Raw genomic sequence first — 19,066 nt, 5'->3', positions numbered from 1 at the left:
GACGGCGTCATCCCTTCACGGCGCCGGCGGTGAGGCCCGCGGCCATCTTGCGCTGGACGATGAGGAAGAGGACCACGATGGGGACGGCCATCATGGTGGAACCGGCCATCATCGGCGCGAACTCCGTGCCGTTCTTGGTGGTGAAGTTGCCGAGCCAGACGGTGGCCGTCTGGTTCTGCTGGCTCATCAGCATCAGGGCGTAGAGGTACTCGTTCCACGCCTGGATGAAGCCGTAGACGGAGGTCGCGACCATGCCCGGGGCCAGGAGCGGGAAGACCACGCGCATGAAGGCGCCGGTCGGCGTGCAGCCGTCGACCATGGCCGCCTCTTCGAGCTCCTTGGGGATGTTGACGATGAAGCCGCGCAGCGTCCACACGGTGAAGGGGAGGATGAAGGTCAGGTACGTGATGATCAGGCCGGTGAGCTTGTCGTACTGACCGAGGTCGTTCAGGAGCAGGAAGACCGGGATGATCATCGCGACCAGCGGGATCATCTGGACGGCGAGGATGCCCACGATCACGATCTTGCGGCCGCGGAAGGCGAAGCGGGAGATGGCCAGCGCCGCCAGCATGCCGACGACGATGCCGATCGTCACCACGACGAGCGAGACGATCATGCTGCGCCCGACCGGACCCCAGAAGTCCGAGATGGTGAGCGCGCGCCGGAAGTTGTCCAGGGTGAAGGTGTGCGGGAAGAACTGCGGGTTCGGGTCGATCGCGTCCTTGGCCGGCTTGAAGGCCGTGTTCAGCATCCAGTAGACCGGGAAGCCCGCCGTGACGAAGACCAGCAGACCGAGGAGGTTCCAGCCGAGCTTGGACTTCTTCCTCTGCTTCAGGCGTGCGACGGGCGGGGTCGCGGTGGACGTGGTGGTCACGGTCATTCCACCTCTCCGATCTTGAGCATCTGACGCATGTAGACGGCGACCACTCCGAGCAGCAGCAGGACGGTCACCAGGGCGATCGCGGAGCCGCCCGAGTAGTCGTTGACCACGAAGGCCTGCTGGTAGGAGTAGGTGGTCAGCAGCTGGAACTCGGCCTCGGGGTTGCCGTTGCGCATCACGAAGACCTGCGGGAAGACGCCCATGTCCCAGATGACCGAGAGGGTCGTCAGCATGACGATGATCGGCTTCAGGATGGGGAGGGTGACGTGCCGGAACACGCCCCAGGCGCCGGCGCCGTCGAGACGGGCGGCCTCCTCCAGCTCCTTGGGCACCTGGGTCAGGCCCGCGCTGAGGGTGATGACGACGAAGGGCACCGCGCCCCAGACCACCAGCAGGATGATCACCGCGAGGCCCTGGGGGCCGCTGGTGAACCAGTTGTGGCCGACCATGTCGACGCCGGGGAGCTTGCTCATGAGGTAGTTGAGGACGCCGTAGTCGGCGTCGAAGAGCCATTTGAAGACGGCGGTGGCCACGATGATGGGCATGCCCCAGCTGGCGACGAGCGCGATGCTGATGAGCGCCTTGACCCAGCCGGAGACCTTCTGCAGCAGCAGCGCGACGAGCATGCCGATGAGCATCGTCAGGACGACCGCGGTGACCGCGAAGATCACGGTCCGCAGGACGACGGCCCAGAACTCGCCGTCACCGAGGATCTTCGTGAAGTTGTCGAAGCCGACGAACTCGGCTTCCTTGAAGCCCCACAGCTCGGACTTGCCGAAGCTCTGGAAGGAGAGGGACACCAGTCTGTAGAGCGGGTATCCCATGACGAGCACGATGACCAGCAGGCACGGTGCGAGCAGGAGCCAGGGAGTGGCTCCGGGGCCCTTGCGCACCGGCTTTCCGGGCGTTCCCGGGTTCCCCCTACCGGCTCCGGTGGCAGTCTTCTGCTTCGCCGGCGGCAGGTCGGCGGTGGTTGTCTGTGCGGCACTCATCGCGCGCTCCTCGAGGGTCCCTCTCTTGACGGGCAGCAGGGCCCCGCCGGTTCGGCGGGGCCCTGCTGACTACAGGTCACTTGGTGTTGATGACCTTGTCGATCTCGGCGTCGGCGGCCTTGGCCGCGTCCTCGACCGACTTGTTGCCGGTGCCGATGTCACGGAGCATGGTCTGGAGGACCTTGCCCTTCTCGATCTGACCCCAGCCGGAGGCGGTCGGGACGAACCAGGAGGACTCGGCCGCGGTGGCGGCCACCTGGGTCTTCGGGTCGGCCTTCAGCGGGCCGAGGTCCGTCTTGTTGTTCGGCAGGTTGCCCTTGCCGATCAGGCCCTTCTGGCCCTGGGCACCGGTGAAGGCGCCGATCCACTCGGCGGCGACGTCCTTGGCCTTGGACTTGGACGGGATCGCCAGGTCCGAACCGCCGAGGAAGACGGGCAGGTTCTTGCCGTTGGGGCCGGGCTGGACGAAGTTCTCCAGCTTGTCCTTCAGCCCGCCGACCTTGTCGTTCTCCGGAGTGGCGGAGGTGGCGCCCTCCCAGGCGGCGGCGAAGATCGCGGCGGAGTTGCCCTGGCCGAAGACGACCGGGCGGTCGGCCTCGTCCTTGGTCTTGTCGGCGTGCATGTACTTGTCGAGGAGCTCCTTGTACTGCTTGAGCCCCTTCAGCGACTCGGGGGAGGACAGGGTGCCCTTCCACTTGTCGCCGTCCTTCTTGGCGATGGCGCCGCCGGCGTCGTAGACGTAGGACATCGCCGCGTACCAGTCCGGGGAGGGCTGGTAGAGGGCGCTGAACTTGTCGCCCTTGGCGGTCTGGATCTTGTCCAGGGCGGCGGTGTACTCGGCCCAGGTCTTCGGGGCGGCGGTGACGCCGGCCTCGGCGGCGATGTCCTTGCGCCAGGTGCCGACACGGCCACCGGCGTAGTAGGGGACGCCGTACGTCTTGCCCTCGTAGGTGACGGACTGCTTCAGGGCGTCCAGCCACGCGCCCGAGTTCTCGAACTTCGACGGGTCGACCTCGGCGAAGGCGCCCGTCGACATGTAGCCGATCATCTCGGAGTTGCCCATCTCGACAACGTCCGGGGCCTTGTCCGTGGCGAGTACGGCGTCCAGCTTGGCGTTCTTGTCCGGCCAGCCGTAGTACTCGTGCTTGATCGTGAGGCCCGGGTACTTGGCGACGATGGCGTCGTCGGCCGCCTTCACCAGCTCCGGCCAGTTGTTCTGGGCGTCGACCGTCAGCCAGACGGTCAGCTCCTTGGCGCCGGATGCCTTGCCGTCCCCACCCTTGCTGCCGGAATCACCGCACGCCGCGAGGCCGATAACCATGCCCGCGACTCCAACCGCCGCGATGAGCTTGCGCTTCACGCCACCCTCCTCAGGGATGCCTGCCTGCACTTCCCTTGCCCGCCGCGGTGACATACGCGAAGTACTGCCGTGGGGCCGGGATCTGATCCATATTGGTTTAGACCAGTAACCGGAGCTTGGCCTAGACCTTTAGGGGTGTCAAGGGTCTAATGATCGGGTGCTCGGTCCGTTATCGGACCGACACCTGGGGAGAGAGAAGGCCTGTCCCCCCGCACGTGTCACGATGTGACCGCACATATCGGAGGAGCCGGTGACGGCAGCGAAACTGGAGTCGGGAAGGCGGGCGGCGATGGCCACCGAAGGGGCGATCACGGAGCCGGAAGGCGGGGCAGCCACTCGCACGGCGCGCGTTCCCAAGTACTACCGGCTCAAGCGGCACTTGCTCGACATGACCGAAACCCTGCCGCCCGGCACGCCCGTGCCGCCGGAGCGCACGCTCGCGGCCGAGTTCGACACCTCGCGCACCACCGTCCGGCAGGCCCTCCAGGAACTGGTCGTAGAGGGACGACTGGAACGGATCCAGGGCAAAGGCACCTTCGTCGCCAAGCCCAAGGTCTCCCAGCCGCTGCAACTCTCCTCCTACACCGAGGACATGCGCGCCCAGGGCCTGGAGCCGACCTCCCAGCTCCTGGACATCGGCTACGTGACCGCCGACGACACCCTCGCCGGCCTGCTCAAGATCGCCACCGGCGGGCGGGTGCTGCGCATCGAGCGGCTGCGCCTGGCCAGCGGCGAGCCGATGGCCATCGAGACCACCCACCTGTCGGCCAAGCGCTTCCCCGCACTGCGCCGCTCGCTCGTCAAGTACACCTCCCTCTACACCGCCCTCGCCGAGGTGTACGACGTCCGGCTGGCCGAGGCCGAGGAGACGATCGAGACCTCGCTGGCCACCCCGCGCGAGGCCGGACTGCTCGGCACGGACGTCGGACTGCCGATGCTGATGCTCTCCCGCCACTCCCTGGACGCCGAGGGAGAGCCGGTGGAATGGGTGCGCTCGGTGTACCGCGGCGACCGGTACAAATTCGTCGCCCGCCTGAAGCGCCCGGCCGTCTGACCGGCCGCGATCAGGAACACAGGGGAAGGGGCCGCCGGATTCCGGCGGCCCCTTCCCGCATGCGGAACCCCTGCGGCGGACCGACCGCCGTGCGGGTACGCCGATCCGGCCCGCCCACGGAGGCCGGGCCGCCTGCGCGCCGTCCTCCGCGGGCCGGCAGCGACCGCACGCGCCTGCGCCGCACACCGCCGAACTCCCCTGAACAGCCAGGTGTTGCCATACCGATATGCGGACAGGGGGTGACGTTGGGCGCGACGCTCGCCTAGATTTCCGCGCACTGCAACAGGTGATCAGTGAGGGGACACGCACCATGCCAGAGCCGTCAGCACCACTCGATTCATCCCGCACGGGCCTCACCCCGAAGTCGATCGCCGTGTGGGCGCTGGTGGCCGCCATCGCGGCCGTCGGCTGGGCCGTGCTGGCACTGTCGCGCGGCGAGGAGATCTCGGCCGCCTGGCTGCTCGCCGCCGCGCTGGGCTCGTACGCGATCGGTTACCGCTTCTACGCCCGCTTCATCGCGCACCGCGTCCTGAAGGTGGACAAGACGCGGGCCACCCCCGCCGAACGCCTTGACAACGGTGTCGACTTCCACCCGACCGACCGGCGGGTGCTCTTCGGCCACCACTTCGCGGCCGTCGCCGGCGCCGGCCCGCTCGTCGGGCCCGTACTCGCCGCGCAGATGGGCTACCTGCCGGGCACCATCTGGATCATCGCGGGTGTCATCTTCGCCGGCGCCGTCCAGGACATGGTCACGCTGTTCTTCTCCACCCGCCGCGACGGGCGCTCGCTCGGCCAGATGGCCCGGGACGAGATCGGCCCCGTCGGCGGGGCCGCCGCCCTGGTCGCCGTGTTCGCCATCATGATCATCCTGCTGGCGGTGCTGGCCCTGGTCATCGTCAACGCTCTGGCGCACTCCCCCTGGGGCGTCTTCTCCATCGGCATGACCATCCCGATCGCCCTCTTCATGGGCTTCTACCTCCGCGTCCTGCGGCCGGGCCGGGTCACCGAGGTCTCCGCCATCGGCGTGGCGCTGCTCCTGCTCGCCATCGTCGCGGGCGGCTGGGTCGCCGAGTCCTCGCTGGCCGAGACCTTCACCCTGGAGAAGGAGACGCTGGTCGTCTGGATGATCGGGTACGGCTTCGTCGCGTCGGTGCTGCCGGTGTGGATGCTGCTCGCCCCGCGCGACTACCTGTCCACCTTCATGAAGATCGGTACCATCGCGCTGCTCGCGCTGGGCGTGGTCATCGCCATGCCCACCCTGAAGATGCCCGCGGTGACCGAGTTCGCCGCCCGCGGGGACGGCCCGGTCTTCGCGGGCTCCATGTTCCCCTTCGTCTTCATCACCATCGCGTGCGGGGCGCTGTCCGGCTTCCACTCCCTGGTCTCCTCGGGCACCACCCCGAAGATGATCCAGAAGGAGACCCAGGTCCGGGTCATCGGCTACGGTGCGATGCTCACCGAGTCCTTCGTCGCCGTCATGGCGGTGATCGCGGCCTCCATCATCGAGCCCGGCCTGTTCTTCGCCGTGAACTCCCCCGCCGGCGTCATCGGCACCACGGTCGAGAGCGCCTCGGCGGCGGTCACGAACTTCGGCTTCGCCATCTCCCCCGAGGCCCTCGCGCAGGCCGCGAAGGACGTCGAGGAGGCTAGCCTGCTCTCCCGTACGGGCGGCGCGCCGACCTTCGCACTCGGAATGGCGGAGATCTTCTCGGCGGTCATCGGCGGTGCCGGCATGAAGGCCTTCTGGTATCACTTCGCCATCATGTTCGAGGCGCTGTTCATCCTCACCACGGTGGACGCGGGCACCCGCGTCGGCCGGTTCATGCTCCAGGACACCCTGGGCAACGTGCACAAGTCCTTCCGCGACGTCAGCTGGAAGCCGGGCGTGTGGCTGGCGAGCGCGGTCGTCGTCGGCGGCTGGGGCTACTTCCTGTGGGTGGGCATCAAGGACCCGCTGGGCGGAATCAACCAGCTCTTCCCGCTGTTCGGCATCGCGAACCAGCTGCTCGCGGCAGTGGCCCTGGCGGTCTGCACCACGCTGCTGGTCAAGTCCGGGCGGCTCAAGTGGGCCTGGGTGACGGGTGTCCCGCTGGCGTGGGACGTGGCGGTCACGCTGACCGCGAGCTACCAGAAGATCTTCTCGGAGGACGTGAAGGTCGGCTTCTTCGCGCAGCGCGACAAGTACCAGGCCGGCATCGACGCCGACAAGGTGCTGCCGCCCGCGAAGAACATGGATGAGATGCACACCGTGGTCACCAATGCCACGGTGGACGGCGTCCTGTCGGTCCTGTTCGCGGTCCTGATCATCGTCGTGCTGCTGGACGCGGCCCGGACCTGCTTCAAGGCCATCAGCAACCCGGAGTCCGTGAAGCTGTCCGAGGTCCCGTGGACGGAGTCGAAGATCGTCGCCCCGGCCGGGCTGGTCCCGACGGCCGAGGAGCGGGCGGAACTCGCCGCGGCCGGGCTCGACTCGGGCGGCGGCGCGGTGAAGGAGCCGGTGTCCTCATGAGCGGCCTGCGCGGGACCCTGGCCAAGGCCTGGTTCTACCTGCGGGAGTTCTCGGGCGAGGCGGCATACGACCGGTACGTCGCCCACGCCCGCTCCCACGACCCGGCCGCGCAGGTCCTGACCCGGCGCGCCTTCGAACGCGCCCGTACGGACTCCCGCGAGGCGGACCCCCGCGAGGGCTTCCGCTGCTGCTGAGACCGCCCGTGCCGAAGGCCCGCCGCATCCCGCGGTGGGCCTTCGGCACGTGCAGCGCACCCAGTCCTCGAGGAGTCCTCGGTCGGTGTGGGGACGGCCGGTCGGCCTGGGGGGCCGGCCGGCCGTCCCGGTCCTGCCTCGCTCGCCTTCCTCCACGGTGCTGCCTCCGCCGACAGCGCCGGGCCCCGACACCCGTCCTGGCACACTCGACCGCATGGACATCGTCATCAGGGCCGCACTGCCCACCGAGTACGAACAGCTGGGCGAGATCACCGCGCAGGCCTACGTGGGCGACGGGCTCCTCGGGGCGGACGAGGCCTTCTACGTGGCGGTGCTGCGCGATGTCGCCGCCCGGGCGGCCGACGGGGAGGTGCTCGTCGCCGTGGACGAGGAGCGCGTGCTCGGCGGTGTGACCTTCGCCCCTCCCGGCAGCCCGCTGGCCGACATCGCCGGTCCCGGCGAGGCCGAATTCCGGATGCTGGCCGTCTCCCGCGAGGCGCGCGGACGCGGCGCGGGCGAGGCCCTCGTGCGCGCCTGCGTGGCCCGCGCGCAGGAGCTGGACGGCGTGACGCACCTGGTTCTCTCCACCCAGACCACCATGACCGGCGCCCGGCGGATCTACGAGCGGCTGGGATTCGTACGGACTCCCGAGCGTGACTGGACCCCGGTCCCGGGCCTGACGCTGCTCACCTACCGCCTCAGCCTGTAGCCACGCCGACACAAGATGTGGGGGCTACCTCATCCGCCCGCCCCCACATGTATGCTCATGCCTGCTGTCGCCGCAGGGGAATCCGGTGGGAATCCGGAACTGTCCCGCAACGGTATGAAGTTCACCGACAGGTGCACACGCAAGTCCGAGGACCTGCCGACAGCGCGCCCGGCTCGACCGAACCGGGTGCCGACACGTCCGGGCCTCGCGGTTGGGCCGGTGGACGCCATGCGGTGTGCGCGTTCCTGCCACGCCCGCATGCGCCCGCCCGCGCCCCGCCGACGGCCGGCCGAGCGAGGGAGAGCTCCCGCCGTGACCATCGCGCCTTCCGCACCGCGCGCCGAGTCCATTTCTGGCGACAACACCGAGGGCCCGGGGGCCACGCTGCTGCGTACCCTCACCGAGCTGACGGCGGACCTCCCCGACACCGACCCCGGCCGCGTCGCCGCCTCCGCACTGCGCGGACGCAGCTCCACCGCCGACGAGGCCGAGCTGCGGGGGCTCGCCACCGAGGCCGCGGCCGGACTGATCTCCGAGGACCCCGCGTACTCCCGGCTCGCCGCCCGGCTGCTGACGATGACCGTCCGTGACGAGGCCACGAGCCAGGGCTCCACCTCGTTCTCGGCGTCCGTCGCCGTCGGCCACGGCGAAGGGCTCATCGCCGACCGCACGGCCGAGTTCGTGAAGGCCCACGCGGCCCGCCTGGACGCGCTGGTCGAGCACGCCCTCGCCGAGGGCGCCGACGACCGCTTCGGCTTCTTCGGCCTGCGCACCCTGCACAGCCGCTACCTGCTGCGCCACCCGATCACCCGTCAGGTCATCGAGACCCCGCAGTTCTTCATGCTGCGCGTGGCCTGCGGCCTCGCCGAGGACGACAGCGTCCAGGCCGTCGAGGAAGTGGCCTCGCTGTACCGGCTGATGAGCCGTCTCGACTACCTGCCCTCCTCCCCCACCCTCTTCAACTCCGGCACCCGGCACCCGCAGATGTCCTCCTGCTACCTGCTGGACTCCCCGCTGGACGAGCTGGACTCGATCTACGACCGCTACCACCAGGTCGCCCGCCTCTCCAAGCACGCCGGCGGCATCGGCCTGTCGTACTCCCGCATCCGCGCCCGCGGTTCGCTGATCCGCGGCACCAACGGCCACTCCAACGGCATCGTGCCGTTCCTGAAGACCCTCGACGCCTCCGTCGCCGCCGTGAACCAGGGCGGCCGCCGCAAGGGCGCCGCCGCCGTCTACCTGGAGACCTGGCACGCGGACATCGAGGAGTTCCTGGAGCTGCGCGACAACACCGGTGAGGACCAGCGCCGTACGCACAACCTGAACCTCGCCCACTGGGTGCCGGACGAGTTCATGCGCCGCGTGAACGCCGACGCCGACTGGTCGCTGTTCTCCCCGGCCGACGTGCCCGAGCTGGTCGACCTGTGGGGCGACGCGTTCGACGCCGCCTACCGCAAGGCCGAGGCGGACGGCCTGGCCCGCAAGACCATGCCCGCCCGCGACCTGTACGGCCGGATGATGCGCACCCTCGCGCAGACCGGCCAGGGCTGGATGACCTTCAAGGACGCCTCCAACCGCACGGCGAACCAGACCGCCGAGCCGGGCACCGTCGTGCACTCCTCGAACCTGTGCACCGAGATCATCGAGGTCACGAACGACGGCGAGACGGCCGTCTGCAACCTCGGCTCCGTCAACCTCGGCGCGTTCGTCCTCGACGGCGGCATCGACTGGGAGCGCCTGGACGAGACCGTCCGCACCGCGGTGACCTTCCTCGACCGCGTGGTGGACATCAACTTCTACCCGACCGAGCAGGCCGGCCGCTCCAACGCCCGCTGGCGCCCGGTGGGCCTGGGCGCGATGGGCCTCCAGGACGTCTTCTTCCAGCTCAAGCTGCCCTTCGACTCCCCCGAGGCGAGGGCCCTGTCCACCAAGCTCTCCGAGCGCATCATGCTCGCCGCCTACGAGGCCTCCTGCGACCTCGCCGAGCGCAGCGGCCCGCTCCCGGCCTGGGAGCAGACCCGTACGGCCCGCGGTGTCCTGCACCCGGACCACTACGACGTGGAGCTGAACTGGCCGGAGCGCTGGGACGCGCTGCGCGCCCGCGTGGCGAAGACCGGCATGCGCAACTCCCTGCTGCTCGCCATCGCCCCGACGGCGACGATCGCCTCGATCGCGGGCGTGTACGAGTGCATCGAGCCGCAGGTCTCCAACCTCTTCAAGCGCGAGACCCTCAGCGGTGAATTCCTCCAGGTCAACGGCTACCTGGTGGAGGAGCTGAAGAAGCTCGGCGTGTGGGACGCCCAGACCCGCGAGGCGCTGCGCGAGTCCAGCGGCTCGGTCCAGGGCTTCGGCTGGATCCCGGCCGAGGTCCGCGAGCTGTACCGCACGGCATGGGAGATCCCGCAGCGCGGCCTGATCGACATGGCGGCGGCCCGTACGCCGTTCCTCGACCAGTCCCAGTCGCTGAACCTGTTCCTGGAGACGCCCACCATCGGCAAGCTCAGCTCGATGTACGCGTACGCCTGGAAGCAGGGCCTGAAGACCACGTACTACCTGCGCTCGCGTCCCGCGACGAAGATCGCCCGCGCCGCCTCCGGCAGCGCCGTCCCGGCGACCGCGACCCCCCTCCCGCAGGCCGTCGACGCCGACGCTCTGGCCTGCTCCCTTGAGAACCCCGAGTCCTGCGAGGCCTGCCAGTGATGAGCTCCACCGACCAGAAGAACCTGCTCGACCCGGGCTTCGAGCTCACCCTTCGCCCGATGCGGTACCCGGACTTCTACGAGCGCTACCGGGACGCGATCAAGAACACCTGGACCGTGGAGGAGGTCGATCTCCACTCGGACGTCGCCGACCTCGCGAAGCTGACGCCCTCCGAGCAGCACATGATCGGCCGTCTGGTCGCGTTCTTCGCGACGGGCGACTCGATCGTCTCGAACAACCTGGTGCTGACGCTGTACAAGCACATCAACTCCCCGGAGGCGCGCCTGTACCTGTCGCGCCAGCTGTTCGAGGAGGCCGTGCACGTCCAGTTCTACCTGACGCTGCTCGACACCTACCTGCCCGACCCGGACGACCGTGCGGCCGCCTTCGACGCGGTCGAGGAGATCCCCTCCATCCGGGAGAAGGCCCAGTTCTGCTTCAAGTGGATGGACTCGGTCGAGAAGATCGACCGGCTGGAGACGGCCGCCGACCGGCGCCGCTTCCTGCTGAACCTGATCTGCTTCGCGGCGTGCATCGAGGGCCTGTTCTTCTACGGCGCCTTCGCCTACGTGTACTGGTTCCGCTCGCGCGGCCTGCTGCACGGCCTGGCGACCGGCACCAACTGGGTGTTCCGCGACGAGACCATGCACATGAACTTCGCCTTCGAGGTCGTGGACACGGTCCGCAAGGAGGAGCCTGAGCTCTTCGACGACGCCCTCCAGCAGCAGGTCACCGACATGCTGAAGGAAGCGGTCGAGGCGGAGCTGCAGTTCGGCCGCGACCTGTGCGGTGACGGCCTGCCGGGCATGAACACCGAGTCGATGCGCGAGTACCTGGAGTGCGTCGCGGACCAGCGCCTGGTCCGCCTCGGCTTCCCGCCGGTCTACGGCTCGCAGAACCCGTTCTCCTTCATGGAGCTGCAGGGCGTCCAGGAGCTGACGAACTTCTTCGAGCGCCGCCCGTCGGCCTACCAGGTCGCGGTCGAGGGCACGGTCGACCTGGACGAGGACTTCTAGTCCCCCGTCCCGACCAGGGCTTGAGAGCGTCCCCGCCCACGGGGAGATCGACCCGGGTGACCGGGTTCCGGGGCGGGGACGCTGTGCTTGGCCGCACCCGGGCGGGGCTGCTGACGCCGATGCCCGTGCCGGACGATCTGCGGGCCCTGCCCGGCCGCGCGCAGCTGCCGGTCGGTGCGGCGTTCGCGGAGGACGCCGGGGAGGGCGGGGCCGATCAGCAGGGCGGCCACGAGGAGGACGGTGAGCCAGTCGAGCAGTGCGTTCGCGTGCGGATTCATGGTCCCACTCTCGTCACGGCGGCCACCGCCGGACAGTGGCAGGACTGTCACAAGAGAGCGAATTACTGCCACACTGGAGTCATGCTGACGAATGTGGCCGTGGCAGTGGTCAACGGGGTCGCCCCCTTCGAACTGGGTATCTTCTGCGAGGTCTTCGGCATCGACCGCAGTGCGGTGGGCCTGCCCCGGTACGAGTTCGCCGTGTGCGCGCTGGAGGACAATCCGCTGCCCGCCGGCGACGGCCACTTCGGCCTCACGCTCCCCCACGGGCCCGAGCGACTGGAGGAGGCCGACCTGATCTGCCTCCCCGCCGACCGCGAGGCGCCCGCCCGCGACTACCCCGAGCCCCTGCTGGAGGCGCTGCGGCGGGCCGTGGACCGGGGCGCGCGCGTGCTGAGCGTGTGCAGCGGGGCCTTCATGCTGGGGGCGGCCGGCCTGCTCGACGGCCGGCGCTGCACGACGCACTGGATGCACGCCCCGGCGCTGGCCCGCCGCTTCCCGCGCGCCCTGGTCGACCCCGAGGTGCTGTACGTGGACGAGGGGCCGGTGATCACCTCGGCCGGCACCGCCTCGGGGATCGACGCGTGCCTGCACGTCGTACGGCAGGAACAGGGCGCCGAGGTGGCCGGCACCATCGCGCGCCGGATGGTCGTACCGCCGCACCGCGACGGCGGGCAGGCCCAGTACATCCCGCGGCCGCTCCCCCGCACGGCCTGCGACACGGTCGGCGAGGTGATCGGCTGGGCGGCCCGCCACCTGGAGGAGGAGATCACCGTGGAGCAGCTCGCGGAGCGGGCGCACATGTCCCCGCGCACCTTCGCCCGCCGCTTCCTCCAGGAGACCGGCACGACCCCCTACCAGTGGGTCCTGCGGCAGCGGGTCCTGCTCGCCCAGGAGCTGCTGGAGTCCACCGACGAGACGGTCGACGCGATCGCGGGACGCTGCGGCTTCGGCAACGCGGCCGCCCTGCGCCACCACTTCCTGCGGGCCCTCGGCACGACTCCGAACGCCTTCCGGCGCACCTTCCGCGGCCCCGGGGCCGCCGTGGCGTGAGTCCGCCAGGGCATTGGCCGAGAACTACAGGTCACTTGACCCAAACCCGCCCCATACGTAGCCGGATGCTGACGTACGGTGAAAACGCATGGCCGGATCGCGCCCGCACGGCTCTCCGGTCTCGTATCGAGTACACCGCTTTGGGGGCCTTCATGTCTCGCACCGTCCGCACCGTCACCGCCGCCGGGGACAGCGGCTGGACCTGCGTCCCGCGCTGACTCCGGTCCGGGCACCTGCGCGAACGGCCCCGCTCCTCACCGGGAGCGGGGCCGTCGGCACGCACGTCGTCGGACGGTCAGTCGTTCGGGACGGTCTCGTAGCGCGGGGTGCCCTCGGCCATCTGCCGCAGGGCGTCCTTGCGATCCCGCTTCGAGAGCCGGTCGATGTACAGGTACCCGTACAGGTGGTCGGTCTCGTGCTGCAGGCAGCGCGCGAAGTAGCCGGTACCGCGCACCTTGATCGGGTTGCCCTGCGCGTCCTGGCCCTCGACCTCCGCGTAGTCCGGGCGGGCCAGCGAGGCGTAGGCGGTCGGAACCGAAAGGCAGCCCTCGTTCGAGTCGTCCAGCACCCGGGCGCCCGCGGGCAGCTCCACGAGCTTCGGGTTGACCACGACGCCGGTGTGCCGCTTGCCGTCGTCGTCGGGGCAGTCGTAGACGAAGACCTTGGCGTCCACGCCGATCTGGTTCGCGGCCAGGCCCACGCCCTCGGCGGCCTTCTGGCTGGCGAACATGTCGTCGATCAGCTGGGCCAGCTCGTCACCGAACTCGGTGACGTCCTTGCACTCCCGGTGCAGGACCGGGTTGCCGACCACCGTGATGGGGCGGGCGGTGCCGCGCTCGCGGTGGGCGAGCTCGCGCTCCGCACAGTCCTCGGTGTCCACGACGTAGCCGTCGTTCACCTCGGCCTCGACAACCTCGTTCTCCTGCTGCGCCATGTCCGCCGTACGCCTTCCGTATGTCAACAAGTCACCGTGTCGCCGATGGCCACCGATGTGCCCGTACAGCCTAAGGCCCGGCTCAGCAGACTTCTTCGAGATCCCGCCACTCACGGCTGTCCGGACTGTCCGCGACCCAGCCGTCGAGCAGCCCGCGCACCAGGCCGGCCGGCGCCGCGATGCCGCACTCCCGCTCGGGCACCCACAGCGAACCGGAACCGGCCGTACGGTGCCCCAGCGGCCCGGGATGACCGGGTTCGCTGTGGTCGTGCGGGTCCAGGTGCTCCCCGTCGCCCTCGTCGCTCGGCATCTCGCTCTCCGAGCAGGTCCGGCACAGCAGCCGCACCGACGAGGACCAGTCCTCGGCGGCGAAGCCCGCGTCCGCGGCCAGCTGCTCCAGCGCGTCGCGGTCGGCCTCGCCGGCCGCCTCCAGCAGCACCACCCAGGTCGGCACGGGCGAGGGCGCCCACAGCTCGATCTCGTCGAAGACCGGGTACGAGGGGCCGGCGGCGGTGATCCGCTCGCCGTGCGGGACCCCGTCGTGCAGGACGACCTCGCCCCAGCGCCGCCCCGAGGAGGGCAGCGGGATCGACAGGACCTCCATGCGGGCCGGGTCCAGCCTGCGGCCCCAGACCACCTCGGCCTCGCCCTCGGGCGACAGCCGCACGGCCGCGCTGCCGAGTTCCATGCCGACCGGTTCGCCGCCGTGCTTCCCGTTGCCGGACGCCGCGCCGTGCGGGTCGCCGGGCACCTTCAGCCCGTACGCCTGCCAGGCCCGGCGCGCCAGCGGCCAGTCCTGCAGCGCGGTCGCGGCGATCCCGACGTTCCACCAGTCCGGGGCACCCGTCTCACGGTCCAGCAGGGCCACCGCGCGCAGCCCGGCGGCCCGCGCCTGCTCCCAGTCGTGCCGGAACTTGTGGAGCAGGGCCAGGTTGAACCACGACTCCGACAGCCAGGGCTCCAGGTCGGCGGCTCTGGTCAGGAGCGCCCCCGCGTCCTCGTACCGACCGTCGCCGATCAGCGTGAACGCGCGGTCGGTGGCCTGCCGCCACGAGGCGGAGGGCCGATGCCGTACCTTCCCGAAGATCCTCACGATTCCCGCCTGCCTGGGGGCACCTCCCAGCAGTGGCTGGGGGACTACGGTGCAGCCTTGCGGACACTCTTACTCGCATCCAACCATGCCCACTCGGACGGCCGCTCATTACCCATGGGTTACCCAGGTGGGACGGGAACAACTCTGTCACGTCCGGCCCTGGCCAGAACCCTCGCCAGGCACTCCACGACCTCCGGCTGGTAATCGTGCCCGGTGCCCAGGCGCAGCTGCTCCAGGGCGGCCAGTGAGCCGCCCGGGTGACGGCCGCCGCCCGCCAGGTCGTCGTACGCGTTCACCGCGCGCACGATCCGGGCGGCGAGAGGCTGCTCCCGGTAGGGATCGGCCTGGCGCTCCACCACCACGGCGACCTCGGCCGGCACCCCGGTCTGGCGGGCCACCTCACCGCCGAGGCCGGCGATCCGGCGCGCCTCGGCGGGCGGCAGCTCCGCGGTGGCCCCGTCGGGGACCGGGTCGACGAGGGAGAGCTGGCCGATGTCGTGCATCAGGGCGGCGTACTCCAGGACCGTCAGCTCCCGCTCCGACAGACCCAGCTCCCGGCCGACGGCGCAGCTCAGGGCGGCGACCCGGCGGGCGTGCCCCGGCGGGGTGCAGCCGGCGATCTCGGTGGCCCGGGCGAGGGAGGTGATGGTCTGGCGGTACGTGGTGCGGACGGCGGCGATCCGGTGGAAGGACGTCTGGGTCAGCAGCAGGGGCACGCTGAACACGGGCAGGGCCCACAGCCCGGCGACGGCCACCCCGAGCGCCATCACCACCCCGGTGGCGCAGATCGCGGAGCCGATGCCGAGCTGGGCCCGCAGCTCGTCGCGCAGCAGGGGACCGTACGGCCAGCCGGTGCGGGCTCCGGCGAGCGCGGCGGCGAGCACGGCGTCGCACAGCGCGGTGAGGCCCAGCAGGAGCACCAGGAAGAGCACGAGGGACGGGCCCTGGCCGATCCGGTCCTCCAGCCGCCCGGAGTTGTGGAGCGGCTGGAAACAGGCGGCGGCGAAGGCGACGGTGAGGACGCGGCGGGCCACGTGGTCGTAGGCCGGGCCACGGCCTCGTGCGATGTGCGGGACGACCCCGGCGAGGGCCGCGGCGACGACGACCGCGACGATCTGGAGCACCCCGTGCTGGGTGGGCTGGCCGGCGTTCTGGCCGAGCAGGGCGTAGGCGAGGGCGCCGGCCGAGCCGAGCGGTGCGGGCCGGCGGTCCTCGGCGGGGACCTGCCCGGCCTCGGGGCGACCGTCGCGGCGGGCCAGTTCGCCGACCGCGACCAGGGCCCCGAAGGCCAGGGCGGTGCCGGGCTCGGCCAGGCCGGACCACAGGGTGTGGCCGAGCGCGGCCACGGTCAGGGCGGCGGCCGCGCCGCGGACGGTCCAGGCGGTGCCGGCGTTCACGCCCCGCCTCCGGTCCCGGGCCGCCCGCGGCCCCCGCCGGGCGGCGGGACGGCCAGCGCACCCGCCCGCTCCCCCGCCGGCTCCCCGCCGGGCGGGCCCGGACGCTCCGGGCCGGCGGGAGCGCCCGCGGCGGCGGCACCGGCGGGGATCACCTGCAGGTCGTCGTCGGAGGTGACCACCGGGTGCCAGCCGTGCCGCCCGATCGCCCCGGTCAGGGCCCGCACCATCGCCGGGTCGAACTGCGCCCCGGCGCACCGCTCCAGTTCGGCGAGGGCCGTCGGCACGGGCCGGGCCCGGCTGTAGGAGCGGGTCGAGGTCATGGCGTCGAAGGCGTCGGCCACCGCCACCACCCGGGCCAGGACCGGGATCTGCTCGCCGGTCAGCCCGTACGGGTACCCGGAGCCGTCGACCCGCTCGTGGTGGTGCAGGATCGCGGCCCGGGCCTCGCCGAGGAATCCGATGCCGCGCACCATCTCGTGCCCGTACTCGGGGTGCAGTTCGATGATCCGGCGCTCCTCCGGGGTGAGCGGCCCGTCCTTGCGCAGCAGCCGGGTGGGCACGCCGAGCTTGCCCACGTCGTGCAGGATCCCGGCGATGCGGACGACTTCGAGCCGGTCCTCGGCCATCCCGAGCTCGCGGGCGATCATCGCGGAGGCCTGGCCGACGCGTTCGCTGTGGCCCCGCGTGTACCGGTCCTTGATGTCGACGGCCTGGACGAGGGCGCGGATGGTGGCCCGGTGGGCGGCGCGCTCCCGGTGGTACTGGGCGAAGACCCAGCAGGAGATGTACATCGGCAGCAGGACGAGCAGCGCGGCCGGGAGCCCGTACGGGCTGCGCCACATGACGGCCATCATCAGCCCGGCGAGGCCGTGCAGGCAGTGCGGGGCCAGGGACCGGGGCAGCAGGCCGCGCCAGGCGGTGGCGGCGGGCCGGCGTTCGGCGGTGACCAGGACGCCCCCGTCGAGGGCGGTGAGGACCAGGCAGAAGGTGACGGCCGCGACCGCCGCCGGGAGCGTCGCGTACGGGAAGTCGGCCACCCGGCCGGGCGGCCCGGAGCCTGCGGAGGACCCGCCGGAGGCGACTCCTCCCAGGGCGGCGGGGCCGTGCAGCAGGGCGAAGGCCTGCCCCGCGGCCCAGGCGGCTATCGACTGCTGGGCGGCGTGCCACACCCGGCGCACCCGGGCGGTCCGCTCGGCCACCGGGCCGGCCAGGCCCCCGGGGACCGCCACGAGTGCGGCGGCGGAGGGCGGCAGCAGGAAGACGGCGGCCAGGAGCACGGGGAAGAAGGAGCCGATCCCCTCGGGCACCCGGCTGCCCAGCAGCGGGCTGACCTTGACGAGTTCGCAGCCGAGGTACAGCACGGCGAGCAGGGCCACGGACGCCCAGGGGGTGCCGGGGCGGGTGAGGGCCGGGGCGGCGCAGGCGGCTGCCGCAAGGACGGCGCACAGGATGTATCCGCGCGCCCCCGGCGGAAGTACCCGCATGGCGCTCTCCTCCCCTGAGCCGTGCACGCCGGGTGCCGGATCGGAGCGGCACCGCTGGGGGAGAATATGGGCGGCCCTGTGAGAAGCGGGCCACATTTTCACATTGCGACATGCGGACGCCCCCGGATTAGTACCTTCGAGTGAACGAAGTGTCCTTCCGGGGGCGGCTGTTCCTCACGCGGGCCGAACCGTCAGCCGGCGGCCGGATTGTCGGCGATCACGGGACTGTCGACGGTGACGTCGTGATCGGGCACTGCCTGCCCCGACCTGATCAGTTCGATCCGGCCCATCACCTTCGACCGCAGGTCCGTCGGCACGTCGTCCGACCCGCAGCAGCGCTTGACCAGCTTCTTCACGGCCTGCTCCAGACCGTACTTCTCCAGACAGGGGTTGCACTCCCCGAAGTGGGTCTCGAACTTGGTGCAGTCACTGTCGGGCATCTCGTGGTCGAGGAACTCGTACAGGTGATCCAGGACCTCAGCGCACTCCGTCTCGTGCGGCTCTCCGCAACTCATGAGCCCGAGCCTTTCCGGTCGTTCGACTCTCCGGCGCCCGCGGGGACCAGCCCGCGTTCACGGGCGTAGTCCTCCAGCATTCCGCGGAGTTGACGGCGGCCACGGTGCAGTCGCGACATGACCGTACCGATGGGTGTACCCATGATGTCCGCGATCTCCTTGTACGCAAACCCTTCCACGTCGGCAAGATAGACCGCGATGCGGAACTCCTCCGGAATGGCCTGCAGGGCTTCCTTCACATCCGAATCCGGCAGGTGGTCGAGCGCTTGCGACTCGGCCGAACGCAGGCCGGTCGACATGTGCGACTCGGCGCGCGCCAGCTGCCAGTCCTCGATCTCCTCCGCGGCGCTGCGCTGCGGTTCGCGCTGCTTCTTGCGGTAGGAGTTGATGAAGGTGTTGGTCAGGATGCGGTACAGCCACGCCTTCAGGTTGGTGCCTTCGCGGAACTGGTGGAAGGACGCGTACGCCTTCGCGTACGTCTCCTGGACCAGGTCCTCGGCGTCGGCCGGATTGCGCGTCATGCGCAGCGCGGCCGAGTACATCTGGTCGAGGTAGCCGAGGGCATCCCTCTCGAAGCGCGCATTGCGCTCCGGGGTCGTCTCCTCCGCGTGGCCTTCGTCGGTCCCAGCGACAGGACCCACCTCCTCCGACTGCGTGGCGACTCCGAGGGCGGACCCGCTCGAATCGGAGAATAGTCGACCTTCCCGGCCCTCCGCCGCCCGAAGCGAACCGCGCTTCGGTGTGGGCAGGACCGTCCAGTCCAGGTCAGCGCCCTGACGACGGTTGTGGCTGATGACCTGGGTCATGCGCTCCCTCTCCTCCGACGACTTCCCGTACGTACCGACATCCGAGACAACAGAGGGGCCGGGCGGCGCATTCCCGTGCGGGAGACGGGTTC

General features: G+C 70.7%; 17 protein-coding genes and 1 riboswitch. Of the genes, 7 read left to right on the top strand and 10 right to left on the bottom strand.

Going from position 1 to position 19,066, the window contains the following annotated elements; translation table 11 throughout:
* Nucleotides 1-7: 7 nt before the first annotated feature.
* The 3 genes from ACFWUZ_RS15050 to ACFWUZ_RS15040 form a co-directional block, all read right to left on the bottom strand.
* On the bottom strand, nucleotides 8-880 hold the full coding sequence (locus ACFWUZ_RS15050) for a carbohydrate ABC transporter permease (RefSeq protein ID WP_384372103.1): 873 nt from the start codon (nucleotides 878-880) through the stop codon (nucleotides 8-10).
* Entirely contained in the window at nucleotides 877-1,872 is a 996-nt protein-coding gene (locus ACFWUZ_RS15045) for a carbohydrate ABC transporter permease (RefSeq protein ID WP_384372101.1), read from the bottom strand. Before ACFWUZ_RS15045 ends, ACFWUZ_RS15050 begins: the two co-directional genes overlap by 4 nt.
* Nucleotides 1,873-1,948: 76 nt before the next feature.
* Nucleotides 1,949-3,232, bottom strand: coding sequence for an extracellular solute-binding protein (locus ACFWUZ_RS15040; protein ID WP_384372099.1), 1,284 nt, complete (start codon nucleotides 3,230-3,232; stop codon nucleotides 1,949-1,951).
* 289 nt (nucleotides 3,233-3,521) lie between these two features.
* Between ACFWUZ_RS15040 and ACFWUZ_RS15035 the strand changes: the two genes are divergently transcribed.
* The 6 genes from ACFWUZ_RS15035 (at nucleotide 3,522) to ACFWUZ_RS15010 (ending at nucleotide 11,414) form a co-directional block, all read left to right on the top strand.
* Nucleotides 3,522-4,286: a GntR family transcriptional regulator gene (locus ACFWUZ_RS15035; protein ID WP_384372227.1), complete on the top strand. Its 765-nt coding sequence runs from the start codon at nucleotides 3,522-3,524 to the stop codon at nucleotides 4,284-4,286.
* A gap of 310 nt (nucleotides 4,287-4,596) precedes the next feature.
* Entirely contained in the window at nucleotides 4,597-6,795 is a 2,199-nt protein-coding gene (locus ACFWUZ_RS15030; RefSeq protein WP_384372097.1) for a carbon starvation CstA family protein, read from the top strand.
* Entirely contained in the window at nucleotides 6,792-6,989 is a 198-nt protein-coding gene (locus ACFWUZ_RS15025) for a CstA-like transporter-associated (seleno)protein (protein WP_384372095.1), read from the top strand. Before ACFWUZ_RS15030 ends, ACFWUZ_RS15025 begins: the two co-directional genes overlap by 4 nt.
* A gap of 214 nt (nucleotides 6,990-7,203) precedes the next feature.
* On the top strand, nucleotides 7,204-7,698 hold the full coding sequence (locus ACFWUZ_RS15020; protein ID WP_384372093.1) for a GNAT family N-acetyltransferase: 495 nt from the start codon (nucleotides 7,204-7,206) through the stop codon (nucleotides 7,696-7,698).
* Nucleotides 7,699-7,742: 44 nt separating this feature from the next.
* Nucleotides 7,743-7,874, top strand: a riboswitch (cobalamin riboswitch).
* Nucleotides 7,875-8,010: 136 nt separating this feature from the next.
* Nucleotides 8,011-10,398 (top strand): ribonucleoside-diphosphate reductase subunit alpha, encoded by a 2,388-nt coding sequence (locus tag ACFWUZ_RS15015; RefSeq protein WP_384372091.1) that lies wholly within the window; start codon nucleotides 8,011-8,013, stop codon nucleotides 10,396-10,398.
* Nucleotides 10,398-11,414, top strand: a complete 1,017-nt coding sequence (locus ACFWUZ_RS15010) for a ribonucleotide-diphosphate reductase subunit beta (RefSeq protein ID WP_384372089.1) — start codon at nucleotides 10,398-10,400, stop codon at nucleotides 11,412-11,414. The genes ACFWUZ_RS15015 and ACFWUZ_RS15010 overlap by 1 nt, the downstream gene beginning before the upstream one ends.
* On the opposite strand, the gene ACFWUZ_RS15005 is transcribed toward ACFWUZ_RS15010, so the two are convergent.
* Nucleotides 11,411-11,692, bottom strand: coding sequence for a hypothetical protein (locus ACFWUZ_RS15005; protein ID WP_384372087.1), 282 nt, complete (start codon nucleotides 11,690-11,692; stop codon nucleotides 11,411-11,413). The two genes, ACFWUZ_RS15010 and ACFWUZ_RS15005, sit on opposite strands and share 4 nt — an antisense overlap.
* 81 nt (nucleotides 11,693-11,773) lie before the next feature.
* Between ACFWUZ_RS15005 and ACFWUZ_RS15000 the strand changes: the two genes are divergently transcribed.
* On the top strand, nucleotides 11,774-12,745 hold the full coding sequence (locus ACFWUZ_RS15000; protein ID WP_384372085.1) for a helix-turn-helix domain-containing protein: 972 nt from the start codon (nucleotides 11,774-11,776) through the stop codon (nucleotides 12,743-12,745).
* A gap of 295 nt (nucleotides 12,746-13,040) precedes the next feature.
* On the opposite strand, the gene def is transcribed toward ACFWUZ_RS15000, so the two are convergent.
* The 6 genes from def to ACFWUZ_RS14970 all read right to left on the bottom strand — a co-directional run bounded on the left by def (nucleotide 13,041) and on the right by ACFWUZ_RS14970 (nucleotide 18,809).
* Nucleotides 13,041-13,679 carry a peptide deformylase gene (gene def / locus ACFWUZ_RS14995; protein ID WP_384372083.1) on the bottom strand — a complete coding sequence of 213 codons (639 nt, stop codon included), beginning with the start codon at nucleotides 13,677-13,679 and terminating at the stop codon, nucleotides 13,041-13,043.
* An 82-nt stretch (nucleotides 13,680-13,761) separates the two neighbouring features.
* Nucleotides 13,762-14,772, bottom strand: coding sequence for a tetratricopeptide repeat protein (locus ACFWUZ_RS14990; RefSeq protein ID WP_384372081.1), 1,011 nt, complete (start codon nucleotides 14,770-14,772; stop codon nucleotides 13,762-13,764).
* Between the two features lie 119 nt (nucleotides 14,773-14,891).
* Nucleotides 14,892-16,169, bottom strand: coding sequence for an HD-GYP domain-containing protein (locus tag ACFWUZ_RS14985; RefSeq protein WP_384372079.1), 1,278 nt, complete (start codon nucleotides 16,167-16,169; stop codon nucleotides 14,892-14,894).
* Complete coding sequence (locus tag ACFWUZ_RS14980) at nucleotides 16,166-17,653, bottom strand: HD-GYP domain-containing protein (protein ID WP_384372077.1); 1,488 nt, start codon at nucleotides 17,651-17,653, stop codon at nucleotides 16,166-16,168. Before ACFWUZ_RS14980 ends, ACFWUZ_RS14985 begins: the two co-directional genes overlap by 4 nt.
* A gap of 191 nt (nucleotides 17,654-17,844) precedes the next feature.
* Nucleotides 17,845-18,168 (bottom strand): mycothiol system anti-sigma-R factor, encoded by a 324-nt coding sequence (rsrA, locus tag ACFWUZ_RS14975; protein ID WP_384372075.1) that lies wholly within the window; start codon nucleotides 18,166-18,168, stop codon nucleotides 17,845-17,847.
* Nucleotides 18,165-18,809: a sigma-70 family RNA polymerase sigma factor gene (locus ACFWUZ_RS14970; RefSeq protein ID WP_030709911.1), complete on the bottom strand. Its 645-nt coding sequence runs from the start codon at nucleotides 18,807-18,809 to the stop codon at nucleotides 18,165-18,167. The genes rsrA and ACFWUZ_RS14970 overlap by 4 nt, the downstream gene beginning before the upstream one ends.
* Nucleotides 18,810-19,066: the final 257 nt, after the last annotated feature.

The sequence above is a fragment of the Streptomyces sp. NPDC058646 genome (assembly GCF_042716875.1).
Classification (GTDB): Bacteria; Actinomycetota; Actinomycetes; order Streptomycetales; family Streptomycetaceae; genus Streptomyces.
The sequence above is the reverse complement of the archived record's forward strand: the minus strand, read 5'-3'. Positions and strand labels throughout refer to the sequence as shown.